At 61.8% G+C, this 25,540-nt stretch carries 24 protein-coding genes; 5 read left to right on the top strand and 19 right to left on the bottom strand.

The features are described 5' to 3' along the window. Positions 1-2: 2 nt before the first annotated feature. The 4 genes from J4E63_RS31005 to J4E63_RS25350 form a co-directional block, all read right to left on the bottom strand. Positions 3-278 (bottom strand): hypothetical protein, encoded by a 276-nt coding sequence (locus J4E63_RS31005; RefSeq protein WP_103307916.1) that lies wholly within the window; start codon positions 276-278, stop codon positions 3-5. A gap of 243 nt (positions 279-521) precedes the next feature. Next, the gene (locus J4E63_RS25360) at positions 522-929 is read right to left on the bottom strand and encodes a DUF6632 domain-containing protein (protein ID WP_060739070.1); all 408 of its coding nucleotides are present in this window, start codon (positions 927-929) and stop codon (positions 522-524) included. A gap of 122 nt (positions 930-1,051) precedes the next feature. Next, entirely contained in the window at positions 1,052-3,031 is a 1,980-nt protein-coding gene (locus J4E63_RS25355; protein ID WP_207283672.1) for a lipopolysaccharide assembly protein LapB, read from the bottom strand. Positions 3,032-3,348: 317 nt separating this feature from the next. Next, complete coding sequence (locus tag J4E63_RS25350; protein ID WP_207283671.1) at positions 3,349-3,906, bottom strand: hypothetical protein; 558 nt, start codon at positions 3,904-3,906, stop codon at positions 3,349-3,351. A gap of 185 nt (positions 3,907-4,091) precedes the next feature. Here J4E63_RS25350 and J4E63_RS31000 point away from each other — a divergent pair, with 185 nt between their 5' ends. Then, positions 4,092-4,403: a hypothetical protein gene (locus J4E63_RS31000; RefSeq protein WP_259334246.1), complete on the top strand. Its 312-nt coding sequence runs from the start codon at positions 4,092-4,094 to the stop codon at positions 4,401-4,403. A gap of 120 nt (positions 4,404-4,523) precedes the next feature. Here the strand turns inward: J4E63_RS31000 and J4E63_RS25345 are convergent, their stop codons facing one another. The 4 genes from J4E63_RS25345 to J4E63_RS25330 form a co-directional block, all read right to left on the bottom strand. Continuing rightward, positions 4,524-5,387, bottom strand: coding sequence for a class I SAM-dependent methyltransferase (locus tag J4E63_RS25345; RefSeq protein ID WP_207283670.1), 864 nt, complete (start codon positions 5,385-5,387; stop codon positions 4,524-4,526). A 66-nt stretch (positions 5,388-5,453) separates the two neighbouring features. Then, positions 5,454-6,299 (bottom strand): alpha/beta fold hydrolase, encoded by an 846-nt coding sequence (locus J4E63_RS25340; RefSeq protein ID WP_063321978.1) that lies wholly within the window; start codon positions 6,297-6,299, stop codon positions 5,454-5,456. A gap of 169 nt (positions 6,300-6,468) precedes the next feature. Then, positions 6,469-6,846 (bottom strand): antibiotic biosynthesis monooxygenase, encoded by a 378-nt coding sequence (locus tag J4E63_RS25335; protein ID WP_072408112.1) that lies wholly within the window; start codon positions 6,844-6,846, stop codon positions 6,469-6,471. Between the two features lie 56 nt (positions 6,847-6,902). Further along, a complete protein-coding gene (locus tag J4E63_RS25330; RefSeq protein ID WP_207283669.1) occupies positions 6,903-7,796 on the bottom strand; it encodes an NAD(P)/FAD-dependent oxidoreductase in 894 nt (297 codons plus the stop codon). Between the two features lie 105 nt (positions 7,797-7,901). On the opposite strand from J4E63_RS25330, the gene J4E63_RS25325 reads away from it, so the two are divergent. Continuing rightward, entirely contained in the window at positions 7,902-8,561 is a 660-nt protein-coding gene (locus J4E63_RS25325) for a TetR/AcrR family transcriptional regulator (protein WP_207283668.1), read from the top strand. A 68-nt stretch (positions 8,562-8,629) separates the two neighbouring features. Here J4E63_RS25325 and guaA read toward each other — a convergent pair whose 3' ends face one another. From guaA to J4E63_RS25305, 4 genes are all read right to left on the bottom strand, one after another. Further along, entirely contained in the window at positions 8,630-10,207 is a 1,578-nt protein-coding gene (guaA, locus tag J4E63_RS25320; RefSeq protein ID WP_045155136.1) for a glutamine-hydrolyzing GMP synthase, read from the bottom strand. Positions 10,208-10,286: 79 nt separating this feature from the next. Beyond that, positions 10,287-11,756 (bottom strand): IMP dehydrogenase, encoded by a 1,470-nt coding sequence (guaB, locus tag J4E63_RS25315; protein ID WP_060739079.1) that lies wholly within the window; start codon positions 11,754-11,756, stop codon positions 10,287-10,289. Between the two features lie 244 nt (positions 11,757-12,000). Then, the gene (locus J4E63_RS25310) at positions 12,001-12,549 is read right to left on the bottom strand and encodes a sugar ABC transporter ATPase (RefSeq protein ID WP_103307923.1); all 549 of its coding nucleotides are present in this window, start codon (positions 12,547-12,549) and stop codon (positions 12,001-12,003) included. A 66-nt stretch (positions 12,550-12,615) separates the two neighbouring features. After that, positions 12,616-13,383, bottom strand: coding sequence for a sulfite exporter TauE/SafE family protein (locus J4E63_RS25305; protein WP_207283667.1), 768 nt, complete (start codon positions 13,381-13,383; stop codon positions 12,616-12,618). A 245-nt stretch (positions 13,384-13,628) separates the two neighbouring features. On the opposite strand from J4E63_RS25305, the gene xseA reads away from it, so the two are divergent. The 3 genes from xseA to leuA all read left to right on the top strand — a co-directional run bounded on the left by xseA (position 13,629) and on the right by leuA (position 17,974). Continuing rightward, positions 13,629-15,008, top strand: a complete 1,380-nt coding sequence (xseA, locus tag J4E63_RS25300; protein ID WP_103307925.1) for an exodeoxyribonuclease VII large subunit — start codon at positions 13,629-13,631, stop codon at positions 15,006-15,008. A 3-nt stretch (positions 15,009-15,011) separates the two neighbouring features. Next, positions 15,012-15,833, top strand: coding sequence for a peptidoglycan DD-metalloendopeptidase family protein (locus J4E63_RS25295; RefSeq protein ID WP_207283666.1), 822 nt, complete (start codon positions 15,012-15,014; stop codon positions 15,831-15,833). A gap of 461 nt (positions 15,834-16,294) precedes the next feature. Further along, positions 16,295-17,974 (top strand): 2-isopropylmalate synthase, encoded by a 1,680-nt coding sequence (gene leuA / locus J4E63_RS25290; protein WP_060739084.1) that lies wholly within the window; start codon positions 16,295-16,297, stop codon positions 17,972-17,974. Between the two features lie 190 nt (positions 17,975-18,164). On the opposite strand, the gene J4E63_RS25285 is transcribed toward leuA, so the two are convergent. The 7 genes from J4E63_RS25285 to hisS all read right to left on the bottom strand — a co-directional run bounded on the left by J4E63_RS25285 (position 18,165) and on the right by hisS (position 25,530). Then, positions 18,165-18,578: a hypothetical protein gene (locus tag J4E63_RS25285; protein ID WP_207283665.1), complete on the bottom strand. Its 414-nt coding sequence runs from the start codon at positions 18,576-18,578 to the stop codon at positions 18,165-18,167. Positions 18,579-18,641: 63 nt separating this feature from the next. After that, complete coding sequence (locus J4E63_RS25280) at positions 18,642-19,436, bottom strand: amidohydrolase (protein ID WP_192261526.1); 795 nt, start codon at positions 19,434-19,436, stop codon at positions 18,642-18,644. Further along, positions 19,424-20,572: a pyridoxal phosphate-dependent aminotransferase gene (locus J4E63_RS25275; protein ID WP_103307927.1), complete on the bottom strand. Its 1,149-nt coding sequence runs from the start codon at positions 20,570-20,572 to the stop codon at positions 19,424-19,426. The genes J4E63_RS25280 and J4E63_RS25275 overlap by 13 nt, the downstream gene beginning before the upstream one ends. A gap of 235 nt (positions 20,573-20,807) precedes the next feature. Further along, positions 20,808-22,280 carry a ribosome biogenesis GTPase Der gene (gene der / locus J4E63_RS25270; protein WP_053118638.1) on the bottom strand — a complete coding sequence of 491 codons (1,473 nt, stop codon included), beginning with the start codon at positions 22,278-22,280 and terminating at the stop codon, positions 20,808-20,810. A 134-nt stretch (positions 22,281-22,414) separates the two neighbouring features. Then, a complete protein-coding gene (gene bamB, locus J4E63_RS25265; RefSeq protein WP_060739088.1) occupies positions 22,415-23,566 on the bottom strand; it encodes an outer membrane protein assembly factor BamB in 1,152 nt (383 codons plus the stop codon). Then, positions 23,559-24,200 carry a tetratricopeptide repeat protein gene (locus J4E63_RS25260; RefSeq protein ID WP_003198017.1) on the bottom strand — a complete coding sequence of 214 codons (642 nt, stop codon included), beginning with the start codon at positions 24,198-24,200 and terminating at the stop codon, positions 23,559-23,561. Before J4E63_RS25260 ends, bamB begins: the two co-directional genes overlap by 8 nt. 40 nt (positions 24,201-24,240) lie before the next feature. After that, positions 24,241-25,530 carry a histidine--tRNA ligase gene (hisS, locus tag J4E63_RS25255; RefSeq protein WP_025212010.1) on the bottom strand — a complete coding sequence of 430 codons (1,290 nt, stop codon included), beginning with the start codon at positions 25,528-25,530 and terminating at the stop codon, positions 24,241-24,243. Between the last annotated feature and the right edge of the window lie 10 nt (positions 25,531-25,540).

Below are 25,540 nucleotides of genomic sequence, written 5' to 3'. Positions count from 1 at the left end.
TTCTATTCCTCAGCAGCGTCATCAGCGCCACACCTATTGCGATGCGTGGTGCAATTGTCCACGACGCGTCGCAATGCTCGCGCATGATTGCCAGGGTTCTTCGGCGTGCTCCATATCGATGTGATGCAGAACTCACCACAGCGGCACTCCTCGTCGTTGTATGGACAATAAGTCCGCCCCCAGGCGTGGCTGCCGCCGACTTCTACGCGCCACCCCAACGCTTCGGCATGTCTCAACGCTTCTTCGACTTCCTTTTTCGGATGCGAGGGACGAATCATCAGTGGCCTCCAGTATTCGCATGACCTGCAAGGTTGTCAAATGACAACCAAACTCCTCCCTTGGATAATAAGCACTTCTCGGCAAACTCGATGAGGGCAGAATCGTAGCGAAAGGTGACGACACCGAGCGGCTTTCAGCGACAAGTCCCAGGGCACCGCTGAGAAAAATCGGGATGACCACCCAAATGGAAAAGCCCTGGAGAGTTCATCCACAGGGCTTTCAGGCACGCCGCAACGCAAGGATCAGCCCGCCAATAAACGCGCCTTCTCGCCCCGAGGCGTGAAGAACGCCAGCGCCGCCGCGACGACGAACAGTGCGGGCACGTCGCCGAGCAGATGGCCGTAATGGCTCATCCCGTCCATACCGACACCAAAGGACTGCACGGCCATGATCGCGCCGTGCACGACGCTCGACCATACGGTGAACCAGATCAGGCTCAAGTGCCTCATCGGATCACGGGAAGCCCTCAGCAGGAACACGCCCAGGGTGGCGTAGAGACCGACAATCATCAGCGGATAGTCGGAATGGCCGCTGTGCCAAGTCCAACCGGACGGCCAAAGGATCATCAGGGGCCAGATCGCGAACACGGCGATCAGCCCCACAACGATTAAAACGATACGTAACGCGGCAAGTCGTTGGGTGTCATTCATGGCAGGCTCCTTATTCCGGCGTGTCTGTCGCCGTAACTGGACGCCCTTGAGTATAGGACTCTCCTCGGACATGCCCCCTTCAACCCGCACCGTCAGTCGCCCTGACGGTGGTCGAGAGCCCCTTATTCGCTGATTCGCGCCAGCCAGACCTTATGTTCAGGCCGTGTATCAGCGGGCAAGTCCCGAATGTAGGCGTGTAACTCTGCCTGCATACCGAACACCCTCCATATCAGCGGAGCCAAGCGCAATACAGGGCTGCGCGCCTGTTCCAACTCACGCAGCAATTGCAGGCTGCGCTCTTTGTATTCGGCGAGTGCGTCCGACTGGTAATCGAAGGCTTTGCCCAACCCGGAGATGTACATCAATTTTGCGACTTCAACCGTCGGCCAGTGGAGGGCCATGTTGAGCGGCCAGTCGAGCATGGCGCGCTCCCCCCACATCGCGGACTTGGGCATATGCCCGTTCGCCAGCAACGTCAACGTGAAGGCCTGGCCCAGTTCTGTCAGGTACACCGGCAGGACTTCGGCCGTGGGATGCAGGTAGAACGAATCCAGTGGTGTCTCGCGCCTCAGTCCAATGCCGGCCAGCAAGCGCGTCTCAAGATCGAGTACCAGCGCACCGATGTCTGCTGTCACCGCGCTGCCGCTTTCGGCGGCCTGCTGGGTGCGGGTCGCGCAGTCCCAGAGCTTCAGGGAAATCTGCCATTGGGCTTGATCACCTTCACCCGAACAGCCGATCTCGCCGGTAACGAAGGACTTCATCGTCGGCGGCACGATATCGAAAAGCGCGTGGCCGTCGGCTTCACACCCCGATAGCACCGGGCCGCCGCCTTCCACGATTTGGATGTAACAAGTGCCTACATGGTCGCTCCAGTAGTGCACGGCTTCAGACAGGTAAAGAGGAATCGCGCGCGCGAAGCGCCCCAGTTCATCCTCCCGTTGCGATTCGGCGCGCTCTGATCCGTCCGTGCTTTTGGATAGCGCGAAGAAGCCGATTGCCGATGCTCCTTCCGGTTTCTGCGCAAAGAACCAGTCGGCGTTGCGCAAACCGTAGTGCCAGATCGGCTGGCTCAATGCCAACGTCGCGAACCTCAGGCTTTCAGGATCCACCGGCACGCCTTGGTCGTCCTGCTTGTGCATTTGCAGGAAGGCTTGGGCAAACTGATCGAGTTGGCTTTTGATCGGTGCAAAACCCAGGGCATACAGGCGGGCGAGCAGCGCCTCGCCTTCGACCGCATTCCCGAGTGCCTGATAGGCGCGCAGCAAGTTGATACCGGCCATGGGGTCGTGTTTGCGTTCATCGTAGACAGGCCCGACCAACTCAACGATCAGTGGGATCTGGCCGTTGTTACCCAAGTCGCCCGAGATCATCATCAGGGCATTGCCGTCGAAGGTACCCGCCGTCAGCACCTGCGCGTAAAACCTGCGTGCCGACTCGACGTCCTTCTGTTCCAGGCAATGACGCGCCAACCACAATGGCGCACGCCAACTGCCGGGTAACGCCGCCACGGAACGCAGCGCCTCGAGATAGCCCGCCTCGCCGGCCCTTTCCCGCTGCATGGCTGCCCACCACAACAGGCCGTTCTCCAGGTTGGGGTCGGCCTGGATCGCGCGCCAAAGCGTTTCATCGGCAAGCACTGGCTCGCCTCGCTCGCTGAAGACCTTGGCCAGGTTGGTCAGCAAGGTACCCGTCGCGCCCACTTTCGCCATCCCCGTGCGCAGCGTGTTTTCGGCGGCATCGAGCTGGCCGTTCTCCATCAGCACAATGCCCTGGATGACATGGCTGCGCTCGGGATTGCTGTCGATCTCGACAAGTTGCGCAGCGGCCGGGATCAAGTCAGCGACAAAGCCATCATTCAACCCCGAGATAATCAGGCTGTAGAGCTCGTCGGCAGAACGCCATTTCTCCTGCAGGTTTGGCAGGAAGACTTGGTCGCGCCACTCGTTGCGGGTGATCTTCATCTCACGACCGTAGCTGTCATAGACCGTGATAAGTTCATTGTCGGCCGGCTGGGGCGGCGTCGCCTCAGGGTGCGCAGAAGAAACAGGTGCCGAAGTACGGGACTTCTTACCGCCCAGGGCGGACAGGATGCGTTTGAACATAAGGGCAATGACACCGTTTCTGAGTTTATCGGCACGGTGTTCTTGGGATGGAAGTTTGCAGTCTTCTTGTGAGCGACCGACAGCTTTGCGCATTCACTTGCAGAGAGCGACAAACGTGGACAAGCCAAGAGCAACGATGGGGGAAGTTGGCATTTAAGCACAACTTCAAACACGACTTTGCGCAGCCGCTGGGCACAGACACCTTGGAAACGTCTATCCCCCTGTGGCGAGGGAGCAAGCTTCCTCGCCACACTGATAGGTTGCCGAATGCCTTATTGGAAAGTTCTTATCGTCATGAAAAGACTATCCCTGCATGGTCAGTTTGCGTCGGCATCCTTTTTGGGAACGCCAATGGTTTTGCGTTCACCCGTTGCGGAGACTTCGTACACGCTCATGACCCAAGTGTCGGCGATCACGGTTTCAACCAGGTAATTCTTCTTGGCTTGCGGCGTGAATTGCTGCGCAACAGGCTGCTCCTTGTCGAACGGCGTGGGCATGGGAATACCGTTAAAGGTAAACGGTTTGTCCTTGACCTCCCCTTTCACGTACACCGTTTTGTCCGATTCGACCAGTTGACTGATGCTGTCGGTCCCACCGGCGATTTTCTTCAGATAAGCCGGTATGCGCTTGAAGTAAGCAGAGTCATAAACCCGCTCACCCGCGCTCATGAATCCAGTATTGGCATACCCGTACAGGTAACTGACAGGACGATCACCCTCACCGCCTATGGTACGGAAAGTCACGCTGGCTTGATGGTCATTCATGGCCAGTGGAACGACCGGCCCTGAAGTAAGATCACCCGCCTGACGGCTGCTGCAGCCGGTCATGACAAGGGCGAAAGTGATTGCTAATGGAAACGCCAAAGAAGTTTTCATTCGATCCCTGAACAGTTTAAAAAGGACTGTATAGAAGCATTTGCAGAGCGGAAGTTCCCTGTACGCTGTCGGTGCTGCTGTGGAATTGCCCCGTCTGCCAACGCCACGCTGATCCTACACCACTGGAGAGACTCATCCGACGGCGTCTCACACTTTATCCGAGTCAAACCATAAGGAATAACGCCATGTGCACGAGGAGCCTGTTGCTGAGTTTGTGCGCAGTGTTACTGGTTGGCTGCACGGGAAGGGGCTTTCAACCGCCGCCTGGGGACTTCACACAATGGTACAAAAAGGGGGTGTCCCAATCGGGCGTCGACAACGCCATGCGTGCTTGCGGGTATACCAATCTTGATGGCGCGGGAGACACCTCGCCGATTGATGTTGTGCTGACTCGGTTCTACTGCATGAAAGACGCAGGGTTCTCGCGCAGGGACAATCTCGACCTGTGCAAGGAAGGGCGCATCGGCGAATCACCGGTGTGCGAAGGCCGCCGGTAACGTTTTCGAGTGTCGTGAAAACGCTGTAAACGGCGGCTTCCAAGCCAGAAGGGGCAGCAATCCGACCGGCCAAAGACACCCCGCGCCACCGAGCGGGGGCGTCCTCCCTGTTACTCCCTGTCAGCTTGCCGGATTGCGTGCCGTGACGATCCACGCCGCGCCGTCGATCATCACCGACCGCTCGCCGGGGAGGCCCGCGAAGGCGGCACGAACCGCGGCCCAGGCGCGGGCGCGGATGTCGTCGGGCTGATCAGCGAGCACAAGCGACAGCGGGCCGCCCTCGAACGCCATCTTCACCCCGTCGTCGATCGCTTCGTCCCGCGTCCCGCCCTCGCCGAACGGGATGGAAGCATCGAAGGGCGCGATAGCGATATCGGTGAAGCCGGCCGCCGTCAGGATGCGTGTCACCCGCCCCCGGTCGCCAAACGAGAATGGGCCGGGCGCTTCGGGATCGGGCGGTGCGGTCAGTGGGACGATGCCCTTGATCGCGCCCATCGGCAGGCGCACCCAATCGTTCTCGGCCACGCCACGCCAGCAGACGAAAGCGACCCGCCCGCCCGGCCGAAGCGCGCGTCGCATATGGGTGAAGGCCCCTGTCGGATCGTCGAAGAACATGACTCCGAAGCGCGAGAACAGGATGTCGAACGCGCCCGCGGGCAGCTCGGCGCGGCTGGCGTCGGCTACCCGGAACCGGGCCGGCGTATCCTGGGGTGCCAGTGCGCGCGCTCGGCCGATCAGCGGTTCGGATATGTCCACGCCCAGCACATGGCCGCCCGCGCCGACGCGGCCAGCCAGATCCAGACTCGACGCGCCCGCGCCGCAGCCGACGTCCAGCACGCGTTCGCCCGTGGCGGGCGCGGCGGCTTCGATCGCGGCCTGGCCGAACACCGCAAACATGGCGTCGAGCCGGGCCTGGTTGGCGGCCCAGTACTCACCGCTTTGGCCATTCCAGTCGGCGACCTGAGGGGCTTTTTGCTCTGTCATGACATCTCCTCGTTTTGATTCGTTCTTGACCAGCGCCCCTTTGATCGAGGCAAGGAGGAAAGGACGCTACTTGGCCCATGCCGCGATCCGTTCCGCGATCGCCTCAGGGGCCTCGATGTGCAGGAAGTGACCAACGCCGGGGACGACCTCCATCGCGTGCGGGGCGGCGAACCGATGTCGGTCGTCGACCTGCGCGGGGAGGATGCAGCCGTCGTTGGCACCGTGAAGCTGCAACAGGGGCACCGTGATCGGCTGAGACATGCGGCGCGTCGCACCAATCATGCCGGGGCGCAGCATCGCCCGGTAATACTTTAGGGGCGCGGGCATGCTCTTGCGCAGATGCTCGTGTAGCTCTGCCTTGAGAGCGGGATCGAGCGAGAAGCCGGGCGACCACTGACGCCAGAGGCGGTCGATGAAGGCGAGATCGCGGGCGGTGGCGATCCAGCCGCTTCCAGGTAGTTGAAAGAGCCCCATGTACGAGCTCCGGCGCAGTTGAGCGGGGTGCGTCAGCCGGCTCATGAACGTGAGCGGATGAGGGATTGCGAGCGCGACCGCGCGTTCGATCCGCTCCGGCGCGGTGACGCAGGCGTCATAGGTGATCAGGGCGCCCCAGTCGTGACCAATCAACTCCACGGCTCGCCCCGGAGACCAGCGGTCGATCAGCGCGAGCACGTCGCTGGTGAGGGCTGCGAAGTCGAACGGGCCTGCGGTCGGGGACGGTGAGTAACCGCGAAGCCAGGGTGCGATGACGTGACGGCCACGGCGGCCGAGCTCGGCAAGGAAGGGCTTCGCGGTCGGCGGATGATCCGGGAAACCGTGCAAGACGATCGTCGGTTGACCATCGGGATCACCCCCCTTCAGCGCATGAAAGGTGCCGTGTGGCAGGTCGAAAGTGACGTGTTCGAACTCCATGTGTGTCAGCCTTTTTTCAAGAGTGGTCGGGCGAGAATGCTGATGCTGGCTTCGGTTTTTCTGGTCTTGGACATGTGCGCCTCCATGCTCATCTCCAATCTGTGCTCTCAAGCCGGCATCGACTGCTGGGCGAAGGTACCCGCCATCGCGCCTTGCCATATTTCTGGAGTCAGGCCGTGCAAAAGCCGGGGACGGCAACCTTCTGGAACAAGTGCGGGGTGGCTACGACGGATGACGGATAGGCCGAAACCTTCGCGACGAATTCGGGACGAGCGAAGGCATCGCGGAGCGTCTCGGTGGACTCCCACACCACATAGTTCAGGAACGTCGGGCTATCACCGATCGCTCGGTGCAATTGGGTGGAGATGAAGCCCGGCTGCTGCTTCAGGGTTTCGCCTGCCGCCTTGAAGGCGTCCAGGAAGCCCGCTTCGTCGGCGGAACCGACCGTGAATATGTTGATAAGTACGATTGGCGCGGCCGAGATGCCGAGTTGGCGCTCAAGCGGGAATTTATCGTCTAGCGGCTTGAATTTCTTCAGGACTTCCATGGTGGCACTCGCGTCTGTTGTGAAATTGGAATTGGCGTGATCGATGCTGCTTGATCTCAAACCAGCATCGACTGCTGGGCGGAGATACCCGCCGTCGCGCCTTGCCATGATGCCGTGGTGACCGAGGGCATTGCGAGGCTGGCGAGGTCGCCGGCGGCGTAGATGCCGGGCACGCTGGTTTCGCGGCGCTCGTCGACCTTGAGGACGATGCCCTGGGGCGTATCGACCGTGGCGAGACCCAGCGATTCATGCAGGCGTGCGGACGGCTTGTTGCGCGGATGCGCGAACAGGATGTCGACCGCGACAGAGGAGCCAGCGTCGAGCCTGACGGTGGCGTTATGGCTCTCGTCATGGTCGATTTCGGTGACCCGGCCATCGACGACAGGGATGCCACGGCGCGCCAGATCGGCCCGGATGTCGGGTGGAATGTCGTGACCATTGGCAAAGACCGTCAACGTGTCAGTCCAATCGTGGTACAGCCTGACGTAGTTGTGCGACATTGGGCCGGACCAGACGAGGCCCCAATGCCGGCCGGCAACTTCAAAGCCGTCGCAATAGGGGCAAGGCACGATGGAGGTGCCCCAGCCTTCGGCAAAGCCGGGAAGTTCAGGCATCTGGTCGGCGACGCCATAGCTCAGGATCAGGCGGCGCGCCCTCAGGGTTTCGCCCTCGCCCGTGAGGACGGAGAAATCGTCGATGGCGCCGGAGACGCTCTCGGCCCGGGCAGTGACCAGCTGGATCGTGGGATAGCGCGCCAGCTGCTGCCGCGCCTCGGCCAGGATCTCCAGCGGTGGCTTGTGGTCGTGGCCGAGCAGGCCATGGGAGTGGTCGGCGAAGCGATTGCGCGGCAGGCCGGTATCGAGGACGGTGACCTTGCGGCGGGCACGGCCGAGTTGCAGGGCGGCGGCAAGCCCGGCAAAGCTGCCGCCGATAATGATGACGTCATTCATGATGATGGGCTCCGCGCTGTGGATGAAGGGAGATCGCTTGCACAATTAAGAAACTAGGAAGTACCATAATTCACGAATTTAGATACTGTCAAGTACTGGAATTTTATGACCGAACACAGTCAGGCCCGACGCGGCCGGCCCGCCAACGATGCGCTAGGCCAGACGATCATCGACGCCGCGGGCGAACTTTTTGTGGAATTGGGTTTTCAAGCGACGACAATGGACAAGGTCGCCCAGCGGGCGAAGATATCCAAACTCAGCATCTATCGGCACTTCGAGAACAAGGAGGCGCTGTTCAGCGCGGCCATTGCTGCCCACTGCCAGCAGTTTGCACCACAGGCCCTTTTTGCAGGCGTCGACGGTTCAGCCGAAGATCAGCTCATGGCGGTGGGAACAACCTTGCTTCGCACGCTGTTGAGTCCGGACGTGCGCAGTGTCGAAGCCATGATCATGGCCGACAAGACGAATCAAAAGTCGTTAAGCAAGCGCCAATACGAAGCCGGTCCCGCCTATATCATCGCGCAAATCGAGGCCCTGCTACGTCAGCTGCACGCGAAGGCGGCTCTGAACGTGCCCGACCCTCGCCAGTCCGCCCGCTTGTTTGCCGCACTGATCAAAGGATCCGATCTCCTGATCATCGCGCGCTTCGATGAAGCGAGAGCGGAGGACGACAACGAAATCGAATCCTATTGCCGGTCGGCCGTCGCCATGTTCATCGCCGCGCACGCGACGCGAGCTGCGACCGATCAGACAATGCCAGGCTGAAAACGCAAAAAGCCCGCAGTTACGCGGGCTTAGAGATGCTTTAGTGCCGGTCTATGCCGGACGCGGGATCATTCCCACTCAATCGTCGCCGGCGGCTTGCTCGACACGTCATACGTGACGCGGGAGATGCCTTCGATTTCGTTGATGATGCGCCCGGAAACGGTTTCCAGCAGCTCGTACGGCAGGTGTGCCCAGCGAGCGGTCATGAAGTCGATGGTTTCCACGGCACGCAGGGCCACGACCCAGGCGTAACGACGGCCATCGCCAACCACGCCCACCGATTTCACCGGTTGGAACACCACGAATGCCTGGCTGACCTTGTGGTACCAGTCGGCCTTGCGCAGTTCTTCGATGAAGATGTGGTCGGCGCGACGCAGCAGGTCGGCGTATTCCTTCTTCACTTCACCGAGGATCCGCACGCCCAGGCCCGGGCCCGGGAAGGGGTGGCGGTAGACCATGTCGTAGGGCAGGCCCAGCTCCAGGCCGAGGCGACGCACTTCGTCCTTGAACAGTTCGCGCAGCGGCTCGACCAGCTTGAGGTTCATTTCCTCTGGCAGGCCGCCGACGTTGTGGTGGGACTTGATCACGTGGGCCTTGCCGCTCTTGGCGCCGGCCGACTCGATCACGTCGGGGTAGATGGTGCCCTGGGCCAGGTACTTGATGTTGTCCAGCTTGCAGGATTCGGCATCGAACACGTCGATGAAGGTGCGGCCGATGATCTTGCGTTTCTTCTCCGGGTCGGACTCGCCGGCCAGGTTGTTCAGGAACTGCTCTTCGGCGTTGGCGCGGATCACCTTGACGCCCATGTTCTCGGCGAACATGGCCATCACTTGCTCGCCTTCGTGAAGACGCAGCAGGCCGTTGTCGACGAAGACGCAGGTCAACTGGTCGCCGATGGCCTTGTGCAGCAATGCGGCAACCACCGAGGAGTCCACACCGCCGGACAGGCCCAGCAGCACGTTGTCGGTGCCGACCTGGGCACGGACCTGGGCGATGGCGTCTTCAGCGATTTTCGACGGGGTCCACAGGGCTTCGCACCCGCAGATGTCGAGGATGAAGCGCGACAGGATGCGGCCGCCCTGCTTGGTGTGGGTCACTTCAGGGTGGAACTGCACGCCGTAGTAACGGCGATCATCGTTGAACATGCCGGCAATCGGGCAGCTCGGGGTGCTGGCCAGGATGTGGAAGTCTTCCGGCATCTTGGTGACCTTGTCGCCGTGGCTCATCCACACGTCCAGGCCGAACAGGCCGTCGGCGTCGACGTGGTCTTCGATGCCGTCCAGCAGGCGGCTCTTGCCGACCACGTCGACGCGGGCATAACCGAACTCACGCAGGTCCGAACCTTCGACCTTGCCGCCCAGCTGTTCCGCCATGGTCTGCATGCCGTAGCAGATACCAAAGACCGGCACGCCCAGGTCGAACACGGCTTGCGGGCAGCGCGGGCTGTCGGCTTCGTGCACGGACTCGGGGCCGCCGGCGAGGATGACGCCTTTCGGAGCGAATTCGCGAATCGCTTCGTCATCCATGTCGAACGGATGCAGTTCGCAGTACACGCCGATTTCACGCACGCGGCGGGCGATCAGCTGGGTGTACTGGGAACCGAAGTCGAGGATCAGGATGCGGTGAGCGTGAATGTCGAGGGCCATGACTCATTCTCATGTAGTGAATCAGAAACAACTCGGGGCTGAATGAACAGCCCCGGTGATTAACGTTTTGCTGGAAGCCTTAACCTACGCGGTAGTTCGGCGCTTCCTTGGTGATCTGCACGTCGTGGACATGGGACTCGGCCATGCCGGCGCCAGTGATGCGCACGAATTCCGGCTTGGTGCGCATCTCTTCGATATCGGCGCTGCCGGTGTAGCCCATGGAAGAACGCAGGCCGCCCATCAGTTGATGGATGATGGCGCTCAGGGTGCCTTTGTACGGCACGCGACCTTCGATGCCTTCCGGCACCAGCTTCTCGGCACCCGCGGAGGAGTCCTGGAAGTAACGGTCGGAAGAGCCCTGGGCCTGGGACATGGCGCCCAGCGAACCCATGCCGCGATAAGCCTTGTAGCTACGGCCCTGGAACAGTTCGATCTCGCCCGGTGCCTCTTCGGTGCCGGCGAACATCGAACCCATCATCACGCAGTAGGCACCGGCGACGATGGCCTTGGACAGGTCACCGGAGAAGCGGATACCGCCGTCGGCGATCAACGGCACGCCCGTGCCTTCAAGGGCGGCGGCGACGTTGGCGATGGCGCTGATCTGCGGCACGCCGACACCGGCGACGATACGGGTGGTGCAGATCGAGCCAGGACCGATACCGACCTTGACCGCGTCGGCGCCGGCTTCGGCCAGGGCCTTGGCGGCTTCGCCGGTGGCGATGTTGCCGCCGATCACCTGCACGTCAGGGAAGTTCTGCTTGACCCAGCGAACGCGGTCGATCACGCCTTTGGAGTGACCGTGGGCGGTGTCGACCACCACCACGTCAACGCCGGCATTGACCAGGGCAGCGACGCGGTCGCCGGTGTCCTTGCCGGTGCCGACCGCAGCGCCGACGCGCAGACGACCCTGGTCGTCCTTGCTCGCCAGCGGGTAGGCCTTGGCTTTTTCGATGTCGTTGACGGTCATCATGCCCTTGAGGGCGAATTTGTCGTCGACGATCAGCACGCGCTCGATACGGTGCTTGTGCAGCAACTCGCGGACTTCGTCCTTGTTGGTGCCTTCCTTGACCGTGACCAGGCGCTCTTTAGGCGTCATCACTTGGCGAACGGAAGCATCGAGACGGTTCTCGAAACGCACGTCACGGGAGGTGACGATGCCGACCAGGTCGCCATCGTGCAGTACCGGAACGCCGGAGATGTTGTGCATGCGGGTCAGTTCGAACAGATCCCGGACCGTGGCGTCAGCCTCGATGGTGATCGGATCCTTGACCACGCCAGCCTCGAACCGCTTGACCTTGCGCACTTCGGCGGCCTGCTGTTCGATGGTCATGTTCTTGTGGATGATACCGATACCGCCTTCCTGGGCCATGGCAATGGCCAGACGAGCTTCGGTCACGGTGTCCATGGCGGCGGAAACCAGGGGGATATTCAGTTCGATGCCACGGGTGAGACGGGTTTTGAGACTGACTTCGTTAGGCAGTACTTCGGAATAACCGGGCACTAGGAGAATGTCGTCGAAGGTCAGAGCTTCTTGGCTGATACGCAGCATCGCGGGGGCTCCCGAGCGGGAAAATGGAAGCGCGCCATTATACTCATGGACCCCGTCTGGCTCAATGTAAAACTCTGTCTATTATTGGCGGGCTGATTGACGGGCTAAATCACCGCCCGCTTGCCAACACATATTCCCTGTGGGAGCGAGCTTGCTCGCGATAGCGGCATATCAGTCAACACCGTATCAACTGCCCCGACGCCATCGCGAGCAAGCTCGCTCCCACAGAGGCTCATCGGCGCCCTTACAACTCCACCCTCACCCAACTCACCGGCTGATCGAGCCAATCGGCGAACTCATCGAGAAAGTCCTGCTTGAACCCCGCCTCCAGCCAGTTGTTGAAAATGAACCCCAGGTTGGAAAAGCCGCACGGCTGCAGGAACAGAAAACCATTGATGTCATCTTCATGGCCGCATTCGGGGCAGGTGAAGTTGTCGGTGCGCGCGGGCATCCAGTCTTCCAGGCTTTCGAACAACGCTTCGCCGACTTCCTTGCGGCACTCGGCGCAACCGGCTTCTTCGAGAAAGCCCTTGGCCGGTGTATAGATGCAGCGCTTGGTGATGATCTCCAGGCCATTGATCGCTTCGCCGAACGGCAAGGCATCGGGGTGCAGGACCACCGCCCGTGCGCCAGGGGCGATGGCGTGGGCCATGCGATTGCCGGTGCGCCCGCAGGTGGTCAGTTGTTCTTCGACGATATTTTTGCGCACCAGCCAGCGCACGATCGCCCGGGCCCGGGGCTCGTGGACCGGCAGGGTGGAAATTTTCGGGACGATGATGCTTTGCGAATTCATGACGAGGCCTGGAGGTTCCCATGGGGGCGAATAAAGGCCGGCAGCTTAATCCCTGGCCGAGCCAGGTCAAGCACTAAGGTAACGCCCGATCAAGGCAATGCCGCTGGCGAGCACCAGCCAGGTCACCAAGCGCACGAACGCCTCGCGCGACAACCTCATGGTCAGGCGACGACCCACCCACAGCCCCAGCGCCATGGCCGGCAACAAACACAGCGCCAGTACCAACAAGGGTAGCTCGGCATACACACCGGCGACGATAAACAGGCTCAAGCGCACCACGGTGCTGCAACTGATCAAGGCACTTTGCGTGGCCCGGGCCGGGTCCTTGGGCAGGCGGCTATTCAAGTAAATGGCATATAAAAAGCCGCCACTGCCAAACAACGCCCCGAACATCCCGCCCACCGTGCCCATCGGAAACGCCCACCGCGATGACAAATGCGTCGGCCGGGTTTTTATCAACAGGCTATAGATGGCATAGCTGCTGATGAACAGCCCCATCAACAGCAACAACAGGTCGGACTTGAGGTTGAGCAGGAAAATCACCCCCAGGGTGCAGCCCAGTGCCATGCACGGCAGCAACCGCAGCAGCTCCGGCCGGGACACGTCCCGACGCGATGGCAACAGGTTGCCGAAGGCCGCGACAAAATCCAGCAGGACCAGCAGCGGGATGATCTTCGACAAGGGCATGAACAGCAGCAGGATGGGCGCCGCCACCAGCGCCGTGCCGAACCCGGCGATGCCGAACACGATGTAGGCCAGGGCAATGGCCGAGCCGATCACCAGCCATTCCAGGGGGGCAAATGCCCACTGGCCCAACCACGACAGAAGATTCATCCGGCACTTCCTTGATGACGAAGCGGCGACTTTAGCCAGATGTGTCGGGGCATATCCAGCATTTGTGGTGACAGCTCCACCGCTATCGCGAGCAAGCTCGCTCCCACATTGGATTTCCATTGGATTCAAATGCTGTGTACGACACAGAACCCTTGTGGGAGCGAGCTTGCTCGCGATGCAGGCGACTCGGTCTAATTCTCTGTACACATGGAGATTCAGCTACAAATGCCCTTATCATGCCGCCCATGATTAAAGATCCCTTTGCCCGACTGGGCCTGGACCGCGAGGTCCTGACTGTCAGCCAGCTCAACGGCCGTGCGCGGGTGTTGCTTGAAGACGTGTTCAGCAACATCTGGGTCGAGGGCGAGATTTCCAACCTTGCCCGTCCGGCCTCCGGCCACGTGTATTTCACCCTCAAGGACAGCGGTGCCCAGGTGCGTTGCGCGCTGTTCCGGCAGAATGCCGCGCGGGTGCGCCAGGCCTTGAAGGACGGGCTGGCGGTGAAAGTGCGCGGCAAGGTTTCGCTGTTCGAAGGCCGTGGCGATTATCAGTTGATTCTCGACACGGTGGAGCCGGCCGGCGATGGCGCCCTGCGCCTGGCCTTCGATGCCCTGAAGGAAAAACTCAGTGCCGAGGGCCTGTTCAGCGCCGAACGCAAGGTACCGTTGCCGGCCCATCCGCAACGCATTGGCATCATCAGTTCGCCCACCGGCGCGGTGATCCGCGACATCATCAGTGTGTTCCGCCGCCGGGCGCCGCAGATTGCCCTGACCCTGATTCCCACCGCCGTGCAAGGCCGCGAAGCCACCGGGCAAATCGTCCGCGCCCTGAAACTGGCCGATGCCCGTGGCTTCGATGCGCTGATCCTGGCCCGGGGCGGCGGTTCGCTGGAAGACTTATGGTGCTTCAACGAAGAAGCCGTGGCCCGGGCGGTGGATGCCTGCGTCACGCCAATCGTCAGCGCCGTCGGCCATGAAACCGACGTGTCCATCAGCGATTTCGTCGCCGATGTGCGCGCCCCGACCCCGTCCGCCGCCGCTGAACTGCTGGCGCCGGATGCCGGCGACCTGGTGCGCCGGGTCGAAAGCCTGCATCGCCGACTGGTGATGCGCATGCGCGACCGGCTGATGCGCGATCAATTGCGCCTCGAAGGCCTCACCCGACGCCTGCGTCATCCCGGCGAACGCCTGCGCCAGCAAGCCCAGCGCCTCGACGACCTGGACATGCGCCTGCGCCGGGCCTTCGAACGCAACCTCAATACCCGCCGCGAGCGGCTGATCCGCCTGGAAACCCGCCTCGCCGGGCAACACCCGGGCCGACAGTTGGCCATGTTGCGCCAGCGCCTGGACAGCCTGGCCGAACGCCTGCCCCGGGCCATGCGTGAAGGGCTCAAGGCGCGCCGCGTGCAATTGCACAACCAGATGCAGACGCTGCACATCGTCAGCCCCCTGGCGACCCTCGGCCGCGGCTACAGCATTTTGCTCGACGAACGCGGCCATGCGATCCGCAGCGCCGGGCAAACCCAGACCGGCCAACGGCTGACCGCCAAGCTCGGCGAAGGCGAACTGCTGGTGCGGGTCGAAGACAATCACCTGACGCCAGTCACCCTTTCTTTACTGGACTGATTCATGCCGCGATATCTCGCCCCATTGTTCTTGCTGTGCCTGACCTTCAATGCCCACGCCGACAGTTACATCACCCGTTTGTTGAACAAACCGGTGCCCGGCGGCGTGGCCGTGGTGGACCTGGGCAGCGCGGCCCAGGCACCCAAGGCCACTTATCAGGGCAAGCCGGTGCTGGTGGTCAAGGAACAGCAGAACTGGCTGGCGATTGTGGGCATCCCGCTGACGGTGCAACCCGGCACCCAACAGATCAGCAGTGGCGGCAGCACCCAGCCGTTCGTGGTCGGCTATAAAAAGTACCCCGAGCAACACATCACCCTGAAGAATAAACGCCAGGTCAACCCGAACCCGGCGGACCTCAAGCGCATCGACGCCGAGCTGGCGGTGCAACTGAAGGCCTACCGCAGCTTCAGTCCGAACATCCCCAGCAACCTGTTGCTGGACAAACCGGTCAACGGCCCGCTGTCGAGCAAGTTCGGCGTGCGCCGCTTCTTCAACGGCGAAGAGCGCAACCCCCACGCCGGCCTGGACTTCGCCGTGCCCGCCGGTACACCGATCAAGACCCCGGCCGCGGGCAAGGTGATCCTCACCGGCAATTATTTCTTCAATGGCAATACGGTGTTCGTCGACCACGGCCAGGGTTTCATCAGCATGTTCTGCCACATGTCGAAGATCGACGTGAAGGTCGGCCAGCAATTGGCCCGGGGCACCGTGGTGGGCAAGGTCGGCGCCACCGGCCGCGCGACCGGGCCGCATATGCACTGGAATATCAGCCTGAACGATGCGCGGGTGGATCCGGCGATTTTCATCGGTGCTTTCCAACCCTGAGATGTGTGCTGGGGCTACCGGCCTCATCGCGAGCAAGCTCGCTCCCACATTGGGATGTGTTGTGAACACCCCTTTGCAACCCACAGAGATCCCTGTGGGAGCGAGCTTGCTCGCGATGACGGCAGCCGCATCACTACTCGCCTATGAATTGCCAAGCTCAAAACATCGACGCAATTTCCAATATCAACATCTCGAATATGCGCGATTAAATCTCGTAAACCCGCTCAAAAGCAGAACTTCTCTCAATTTTTTCCGACTGCTTGCGATCCGCCGTTCACGCGGTTAGGGTTGGAGCATGAAAACCTCTCACACCCTCATCCAGCTTCGCCAGCACCGCAGCCTGTGCCTCGTCAGCGCACGACTGCCGGGCTGAATCGTGGCACCTCGTCCAGGCTTCAAGCCACCCCATTCGAACCACCGGCAGGCCGCCTTTTTCCGGCCACGACAATAAGGATTTCCCCATGAGCATGCTCAAAGACCCGTCTTCCAAATACCGCGCCTTCCCGACCATCAACCTGCCGGATCGCACCTGGCCGTCGAAGACCATCACCGCCGCGCCGATCTGGTGCAGCTCCGACCTGCGCGACGGCAACCAGTCGCTGATCGAGCCGATGGACGCGGTCAAGAAGCTGCGCTTCTGGAAAACCCTGGTCGCGGTGGGCGTGAAGGAAATCGAGGCATCGTTCCCGGCCGCTTCCCAGACCGACTTCGACTTCGTGCGCACCCTCATCGAAGAAGGCCACATCCCGGACGACACCACCATCCAGGTGCTGACCCAGGCCCGTGAAGACTTGATCGCCCGTACGTTCGAATCCCTGCGCGGTGCGAAAAAAGCCATCGTCCACCTGTACAACGCCACCTGCCCGTCGTTCCGCCGCATCGTGTTCAACCAGGACAAGGAAGGCGTGAAGGAAATCGCGGTGAACGCGGCCAAGCTGTTCGTCAAATACGCCGCCCAGCAGCCGGAAACCCAATGGCAGTTCGAATACTCGCCAGAAACCTTCAGCGCCACTGAGCTGGAGTTCGCCAAGGAAGTCTGCGACGCGGTGATCGAAGTCTGGAACCCGACGCCCGAGCGCAAGGTAATCCTCAACCTGCCCGCTACCGTGGAAGTCGCCACCCCGAACATCTACGCCGACCAGATCGAGTGGTTCCACCGCAACATCACCCGTCGTGACAGCGTGCTCATCAGCCTGCACACCCACAACGACCGTGGCACCGGCGTGGCCGCCACCGAGCTGGGTCTGATGGCCGGCGCCGACCGTGTCGAAGGCTGCCTGTTCGGCAACGGCGAACGCACCGGTAACGTCGACCTGGTGACCGTGGCGCTGAACCTCTACACCCAGGGCATCAACCCGGAGCTGGACTTCTCCGACATCGACGGCGTGCGCAAAGTGGTCGAGGAATGCAACCAGATCCCGGTGCACCCGCGTCATCCGTACGTCGGCGACCTGGTCCACACCGCGTTCTCCGGCTCGCACCAGGACGCCATCCGCAAGGGCTTCGCCCAGCAGAAACCGGACACCCTGTGGGAAGTGCCGTACCTGCCGATCGACCCGGCCGACATCGGTCGCAGCTACGAGGCGGTGATTCGCGTCAACAGCCAGTCGGGCAAAGGCGGTATCGCTTACCTGCTGGAACAGGAATACGGCATCAGCCTGCCGCGTCGCATGCAGATCGAGTTCAGCCAGGTGGTACAGCGCGAAACCGATCGCCTGGGCCTGGAAATGACCGCCCAGCAGATCCACGGCCTGCTGCAGCGTGAATACCTGCAAGCCAACACCCCGTACGCGCTGGTCAGCCATCGCCTGCAGGAAGAGAACGGCAACAGCGCCGTAGAGGTGGAAGTGGCGAGCAAGGGCCAGGGCGAGACCAATCTGCACTGGCGCGGCAAGGGCAACGGCGCCCTGGAAGCGCTGGTGGCCGGCCTGCCGATTCCGGTAGAGATCATGGACTACAACGAACACGCCATCGGTGCCGGCACCAATGCCAAGGCGGCGGCCTACATCGAACTGCGAGTCAACGGCGAGCGTGCGGTGCATGGCGTGGGTATCGATGAGAACATCACCACGGCGAGCTTCAAGGCGCTGTTCAGTGCGCTGAACCGCTCGCTGAGCCAGCCGGAAGCCAAGGCAGCCTGATTCCTGGGCTGAAATGCAAAAAGGCCCCGGGGTGTGAACCCTGGGGCCTTTTTGTTTGGCTGATGGTTGGGTGCTGACTGTACTGGCCTCATCGCGAGCAAGCTCGCTCCCACAGTGGATCTGTGGCCACCATAAATCCACTGTGGGAGCGAGCTTGCTCGCGATGACGGCCTGTCAGACAACCAAACTGTCAGGCATGGGTATCGACAGAAACGGTCATGGCCTGCAACAACGACGCCCGCAAGGTCTGCAGCATCGCCTGGGTACCCATGATCTGGGTCTGGATGGCCATGGCCTGCTGGGCCTTCTGCTCTTCGTTGGCCTGGCTTTTCTGGACCCGGGCCAACTGGGCTTGCTGCTGAGCCAGCAGTTTTTCGGCCTGCTCGATCTGCTTTTTCAGTTGCTCAATGATGTCCACACCGCCGCTGGCGGGAGCGCCAGCGACATTCGCGCCGCGGGTATCGACCTGCAGTGTCTTGTCCTTGTCGTCGGCGTCAGTCGATGTCACTGGACTGACCGCTTTCTCTTCTTCAGCCCCGCGGATGGAAACTTTAGGGGCTGACAACGGATAAGGGTTTACGGTGGTTGCGCTGATACTGGTCATAGGGACTTCTCCTTGGCTGACCGGTTATCGGCACGCAACACCGTTCCTTGAGGCTGAATCGTTTCAATTCGTGAATTCGAAGCGATCGGCATCCAGGTTCGCCGGAAACCGCGTGCGATACGCCGCCAGGTCCGCCGCCTTCAAACACACCGTGAACACGCCATCCGCGTCACCGGCGCTGAGCAAGGTTTCACCCTGGAAATCCAGCACCTGGCTGTCACCGGTGTAGGCGAAGCCCTTGCCGTCGGTGCCGACGCGATTGACCGCCGCCACGTAGCACAGGTTCTCGATCGCCCGGGCCGGCAGCAGCCGGTTCCAGTGCATACGCCGCGCTCCGGGCCAGTTGGCGGTGTACAGCAGCAGGTCGGTGTCCTCGGCGTCGCGGCTCCACACCGGAAAGCGCAGGTCGTAGCAAATCAACGGGCGAATCCGCCAGCCCTTGAGTTCGAACAGCACCTGTCGCTCACCCGGCGTGTAGTGGTTGTGCTCGCCGGCCATGCGAAACAGATGGCGCTTGTCGTAATGCAGCACTTCACCGTCCGGTCGCGCCCACAGCAGGCGATTGCGATGGCTGCCGTCGCCGGCCTGGACGATCACGCTCCCGGTGATGACAGCATCCAGTTTCTTCGCCTGGTCCTTGAGCCAACGACTGGTGGGGCCGTTTTCCGGCTCCGCCAGGGTCTCGGACTCCATGGAAAAACCCGTGGTGAACATTTCCGGAAGGATGATCAGGTCAGCCCCGCGCGCCTGCTCGAGAAGCGCTTCGAAATGCTCCAGGTTGGCCTCGCGGTCGTGCCAGGCCAGGGTGGTCTGGACCAGGGCAATGTCGAGGTCCGGCAACGCGCTCAAATCACGCATAGTTTTTCCGCCGCTTCGCGCAGCGTCTCCTCGCGTTTGGCAAAGCACAGGCGCACCAGGCGCTGGCCTTGGGGTGGGTCCTGGTAGAACACCGAGATCGGAATCGTCGCCACGCCATGCTCGCGGGTCATCCACACCGCCATGTCGACGTCATTGAGGTCCGGGCGAATCCGCGAATAATCCACCAACTGGAAATAAGTGCCGGTCACGCGCTTGAAGCTGAACCGTGACGGGGCCAGCAGGTCGCAGAACAGGTCGCGCTTGGCCTGGTAGAAATCCGGCAGTTCGTCGACGTGCTCCGGATGTTCGGCCATGTAGTCGGCCAGGGCGTACTGCAACGGCGTCACGCCGCAGAAGCTGACGTACTGGTGCACCTTGCGCAGCTCTGCCGTCAGGGCCGCTGGGGCCACCACGTAGCCGGTTTTCCAGCCAGTGACGTGGTAGGTCTTGCCGAACGAGCTGACCACGAAGGCGCGGCGGTACAGTTCTTCGTGGGCCAGGACACTGGCGTGGGCGACGCCGTCGAACACCAGGTGTTCGTAGACCTCATCGCTGACCAGGTAGATGTCACGGTCGCGAATCAGTGTCGCCAATTGATCGAGTTCGGCGCGGCTGATCAGGGCGCCGCTGGGGTTGTGCGGCGAGTTGAGGATGATCATGCGCGTGCGCGGGCTCAGGGCTTCGCCGAGCTTCTCGAAGTCGATGGCGAAGTCATCCAGGCCCAATGGCACATGTATGCAGCGCCCACCGGCCAATAGAACGGAAGGCTCGTAGCTGTCATAGCTAGGGTCGAAAACGATCACTTCGTCACCGCTGTGGACCACCGCCGCGATGGCACAGAAAATCGCCTGGGTCGCGCCAGGGGTCACGGTGACCTCTTGATCGGCATCGACGTTGGCGCCGTAGCTACGGGCGATCTTCGCCGCGATCTGCTGGCGCAGCGCCGGCAGGCCGGTCATCGGTGAGTACTGGTTATGGCCTTGAGCAATGTGCCGGCCAACCGCATCGCGCAGGGCCTGCGGGCCATCGAAATCGGGAAAGCCCTGGGACAGGTTCAGCGCACCCGTCTGCGCGGCGAGCTGGGACATCTGGGTGAAAATCGTGATACCGACGTTCGGCAACTTGCTGGTGATCATGGAGGGTCCCTGCTCTGCACCCGGCTCTGGTGCGGCGCGGGAGAGCTCGAGGATAGCCCAATCGCCGGGCATGAAAAAGGGTGCCACAAAGGGCACCCTTCTCACACTGACACAACTCATACCCTGTGGGAGCGAGCTTGCTCGCGATGGCGGTGGATCAGCCTGCATCCCTGTTGATGTACTGCCGCTATCGCGAGCAAGCTCGCTCCCACAGTGGATCTGCGGTGACTATCGATCAACGCTTGTCGCGGCGCTTCTTGTCGGCCTTCTTGTGGTGCGACATCAAGCGGCGCTTCTTGTTGACCTGGCGGTCGGTGAGCGTGTTCTTGTTGCCTTCGTACGGGTTCTCGCCACCCTTGAACTCGATGCGGATCGGCGTGCCGACCAGCTTCAGGACGCGACGGTAGGTGTTTTCCAGGTAACGGACGTACGACTTGGGCACCTTCTCGATCTGGTTACCGTGGATCACGATAATCGGCGGGTTGGCACCGCCCAAGTGGGCGTAGCGCAGCTTGATCCGACGGTTGTTGACCATCGGTGGCGCGTGCTCGCCTACCGCATCTTCGAGGATCTGGGTCAGGCGGTTGGTCGGCCAGCGGGTGACCGCCGACTTGAACGAGTTCTGCACAGAAGCGTAGAGGTTGCCCACGCCCGTGCCGTGCAGGGCCGAGATGAAGTGGATGTCGGCGAAGTCGACGAAGAACAGCCGGCGCTGCAATTCGACCTTGACGAAATCCCGCTCGCTCGGCGTCATGCCGTCCCACTTGTTGATCGCGATGACCAGCGCACGCCCGGCTTCCAGGGCGAAGCCCAGCAGGTTCAAGTCGTGATCGACCACGCCTTCGCGGGCGTCCATCACGAAGATCACCACGTTGGCGTCTTTGATCGCCTGCAAGGTCTTGACCACGGAGAACTTTTCAACTTCTTCGTGGATCTTGCCGCGCTTGCGCACACCGGCGGTGTCGATCAGCGTGTACTTCTCTTCGTTACGCTCGAAGGGAATGTAGATGCTGTCACGGGTGGTGCCCGGCTGGTCGTAGACGATGACCCGGTCTTCACCGAGCATGCGGTTGACCAGCGTCGACTTGCCCACGTTGGGACGGCCGATGATCGCGATCTTGATCCCGTCTTTTTCGCTCGGGCCCGGAATGCGCTTGGCTTCCTCACCCTCGGCAACGATCTCTTCCTCGCCCTCTTCCGGTTCTTCCGCGTCGTCCTTGGGGAAACTCTCCAGGGCGATTTCCAGCATCTGGGTGATGCCACGACCGTGGGCGCCGGCGATCGGGATCGCCTGGCCCATGCCCAACGGGGCGAACTCGGCGCGGGCCATGTCCGGGTCGATGTTGTCGACCTTGTTGGCGACCACGTAGGAACGCTTGTTACGCTTGCGCAAATGCTCGGCGATCATCTGGTCGGCGGCGGTAAAACCAGCCTTGGCGTCTACCAGGAACAGCACCACATCGGCTTCTTCAATGGCGAGCAGCGACTGCTCGGCCATTTTTTCGTCCATGCCGTGTTCATCACCGGAGATGCCGCCGGTGTCGACCAGAATATAGGTACGCCCTTGCCACTTGGCCTCACCGTATTGGCGATCACGGGTCAGACCGGACAAGTCGCCGACAATGGCGTCGCGAGTCCTGGTCAGGCGGTTGAACAAGGTGGACTTGCCGACGTTCGGTCGGCCCACCAGGGCGATTACGGGAACCATGCGGCTCTCCACTTCGTTATTTCAGAAAATACAAAAGCCGCTGCGAGGCAGCGGCTGGTGCTCGGGGCAGTCTGTGCAAGCCCTGCAAACCTTGAGAACAAGGCCGCTTGGGGGGATTAGCCCCAAGCATAGTCTTACTTGATGGTCAGGGCTTCCAGTTTGCCGCTGTTGCCATACACATAAATCATGTTGCCCACCACCAGCGGACGGGCACGCAGGCCGTCGCTGTCGATGCGCTCACGGCCGACGAAACGACCGTCCACCTGGCTGAGCAGGTGCAGGTAACCTTCCAGGTCACCCACTGCGACGTAGCTGGAGAACACTTCCGGGGCCGACAGTTGACGACGGGCCAGGGAGTCGTTGCTCCACAAGGCGGTGGTTGAACGCTCGTCAACGCCTTCGACGGTGCCCGAGGACAGGCTCACGTAGACGCTGCCAAAGCCCTGGGCGACACCGGCGTAGCTGGACGCATCGCGCTGCCACAACGGACGACCGCTTTCCAGGTCCAGTGCCGCCACGCGGCCCTGGTAGCTGGCGACGTACAGCGTACCGCCGGACAGCAGCAAGCCGCCGTCGATGTCGACCACACGCTCCAGTTCCGAACGACCTTGCGGGATCGCTACGCGCTGTTCCCAGACCGGCACGCCGTTGGAAACATCCAGCGCCACCACTTTACCGGTCGACAAGCCAGCCACCGCCAGGCGGTTGGTGACGATCGGCGCGCTGGTGCCGCGCAGGGTCAGTACCGCCGGGGTGCTGTCGTACAGCCAGCGCTGGTTGCCGGTGGCGGCATCCAGGCCGATCAGGCGGTCGTCCTGGGTCTGGATCACCACCACGTCACCGTTGGTGGCTGGCGGTGCGAGCACTTCGCTGGTCACGCGGGCGCGCCATTTCTCTTCACCGCTGCTCGCGTCCAGGGCGACGATCTCGCCCTTGAGCGTGCCGATCATGACCAGGCCGTAACCCACGCCAACGGCGCCGGAAACGGGCAGTTCAAGATCTTTCTCCCATTTGACGTCGCCATTGCTGCGGTCCATGGCCATGACCACGCCCGTGACGTCGCCGGCATAGATGGTGTCGCCATCGATGGCCGGCACCAGCATGTTGTAGGTTTCACCCTGGCCATCGCCGATGGAGCGGCTCCACTGCTTCTGCAGCACGACTTCTTCTTTGAAGTCGGTCAGTTCGGCTGGCGGCAGTTCTTTCTTGCTGTTGCTGCTGCAACCCGCGGCCAGAATGGCCAGGGCCAGCAATGCTGCATGTTTCCACTGGATCACGTCACGCATCCCCTTTGGCCAGGTCGTCCAGCTTGATTTGCAGGCCACCGACTGCGGCTTCATCCGACAGCGCAGCCTTGGCTTTTTGGTAGGCCGCATGGGCCTCATCGGCACGGCCCAGCTGTACCAGCAGGTCGCCCTTGAGTTCTTCGCGGGTCGCCAGGAACGCCTTGTCGGCATCGCCGTCGAGCAGCTTCAAGGCGTCTTCGGCCTTGTTCTGTGCCGCCAGCACCTGCGCCAGGCGCTGACGCGCCACTTCGCCCAGGGTCGGGTTGGCCGGTTTGTCGACGATACCTTTGAGCTCGGTGGCCGCGTCGTCCAACTTGCCGCTGTCCACCGCCACCTTGGCCACGAACAGGCGACCGTACTGCGCGTAGGCAGTGCCGCCGAATTCCTTGTCCAGCTTGCCGGCCAGGTCCGCCACGCGGGCCGCGTCAGGCTTGCCATCCGGGGTCAGGGTGGTTTCCAGCAATTGCTGGTAGAGCACCGAGGCGCCTTGCGACTGGTTGCTCTGGTATTTCTGGTAGGCCTGCCAGCCGAACACGATGACCAGCGCCAACAGGCCGCCAGTGACCAGCGGCTTGCCGTTGCGCGTCCACCAGTCCTTCAAATCCGCCAGCTGTTCATCTTCGGTACTCGACACCCCAATACTCCTTAATCGCTAAATCGGCTGTTTGACAGCTTCAACCCTGCACGACGCAGGTGGCCAGGTGTGCAGCAAGCGCATCCCAGGCAATGCTTTGTTGTTCGCCCTGGCCACGCAGGGGTTTGAAACCTACCACTTGTTGGGCCAGTTCGTCGTCACCGAGGATCAGTGCATACAGCGCACCGCTCTTGTCGGCCTTCTTGAATTGGCTCTTGAAGCTGCCGGCGCCGGCGTTGATCTGCAAGCGCAGGTTGGGCAACTGGTCGCGGATCCGCTCGCTCAACGACAAGGCGGCCAGTTCGGCGGCCTCGCCAAAGGCGCACAGGTAGACGTCGACCTGACGGGACAGTTCTTCGGGTACCTTGTCCAAGGCTTCCAGCATCAGCACCAGGCGCTCGATGCCCATGGCAAAGCCCACGCCCGGGGTCGGCTTGCCGCCCATCTGCTCCACCAGCCCGTCGTAGCGGCCGCCGGCACATACAGTGCCTTGGGCGCCGAGTTTGTCGGTGACCCACTCGAAGACCGTCTTGCTGTAGTAATCCAGGCCGCGAACCAACTTGGGGTTGATCACGTAGGGAATGCCCACGGCGTCCAGGCGCGCCTTCAGCCCTTCGAAGTGCGCACGGGATTCGTCGTCGAGGTAGTCGGCCATTTTCGGCGCGTCGACCAGGACCGCCTGGGTGTCGGCATTCTTGGTGTCCAGCACGCGCAGTGGATTGGTCTTCAGACGGCGCTGGCTGTCTTCGTCGAGCTTGTCCAGGTGCGCGGAAAGAAACTCCACCAACGCTTCACGGTAGCGGCCACGGGACTCACTGGTGCCCAGGCTGTTGAGCTCGAGCTTGACCGCGTCACGCAGCCCCAGCTCGCCCCACAGGCGCCAGGTCATGACGATCAGCTCGGCATCGATGTCCGGACCTTCGAGGTTGAACACTTCCAGGCCAATCTGGTGGAACTGGCGATAACGGCCTTTCTGCGGACGCTCGTGACGGAACATCGGGCCGACGTACCAGAGCTTCTGCACCTGGCCGCCGCCGGTGATGCCGTGTTCGAGCACTGCACGCACGCACGCCGCCGTGCCTTCGGGGCGCAGGGTCAGGGAATCGCCGTTGCGGTCGTCGAAGGTGTACATCTCTTTTTCGACGATGTCGGTCACTTCACCGATGGAGCGCTTGAACAGCTCGGTGAACTCGACGATCGGCATGCGGATCTGCCGGTAACCGTAGTTATCCAGCAGGCGCGCCACGGTGCCCTCGAAATAGCGCCACAGGGGCGTCTGCTCGGGCAGGATGTCGTTCATGCCACGAATGGCTTGCAGAGACTTGCTCACAGGTAATCCT

The organism is Pseudomonas sp. FW300-N2F2 (genome assembly GCF_017351655.1).
Classification (GTDB): domain Bacteria; phylum Pseudomonadota; class Gammaproteobacteria; order Pseudomonadales; family Pseudomonadaceae; genus Aquipseudomonas; species Aquipseudomonas fluorescens_AA.
The sequence above is the reverse complement of the archived record's forward strand: the minus strand, read 5'-3'. Positions and strand labels throughout refer to the sequence as shown.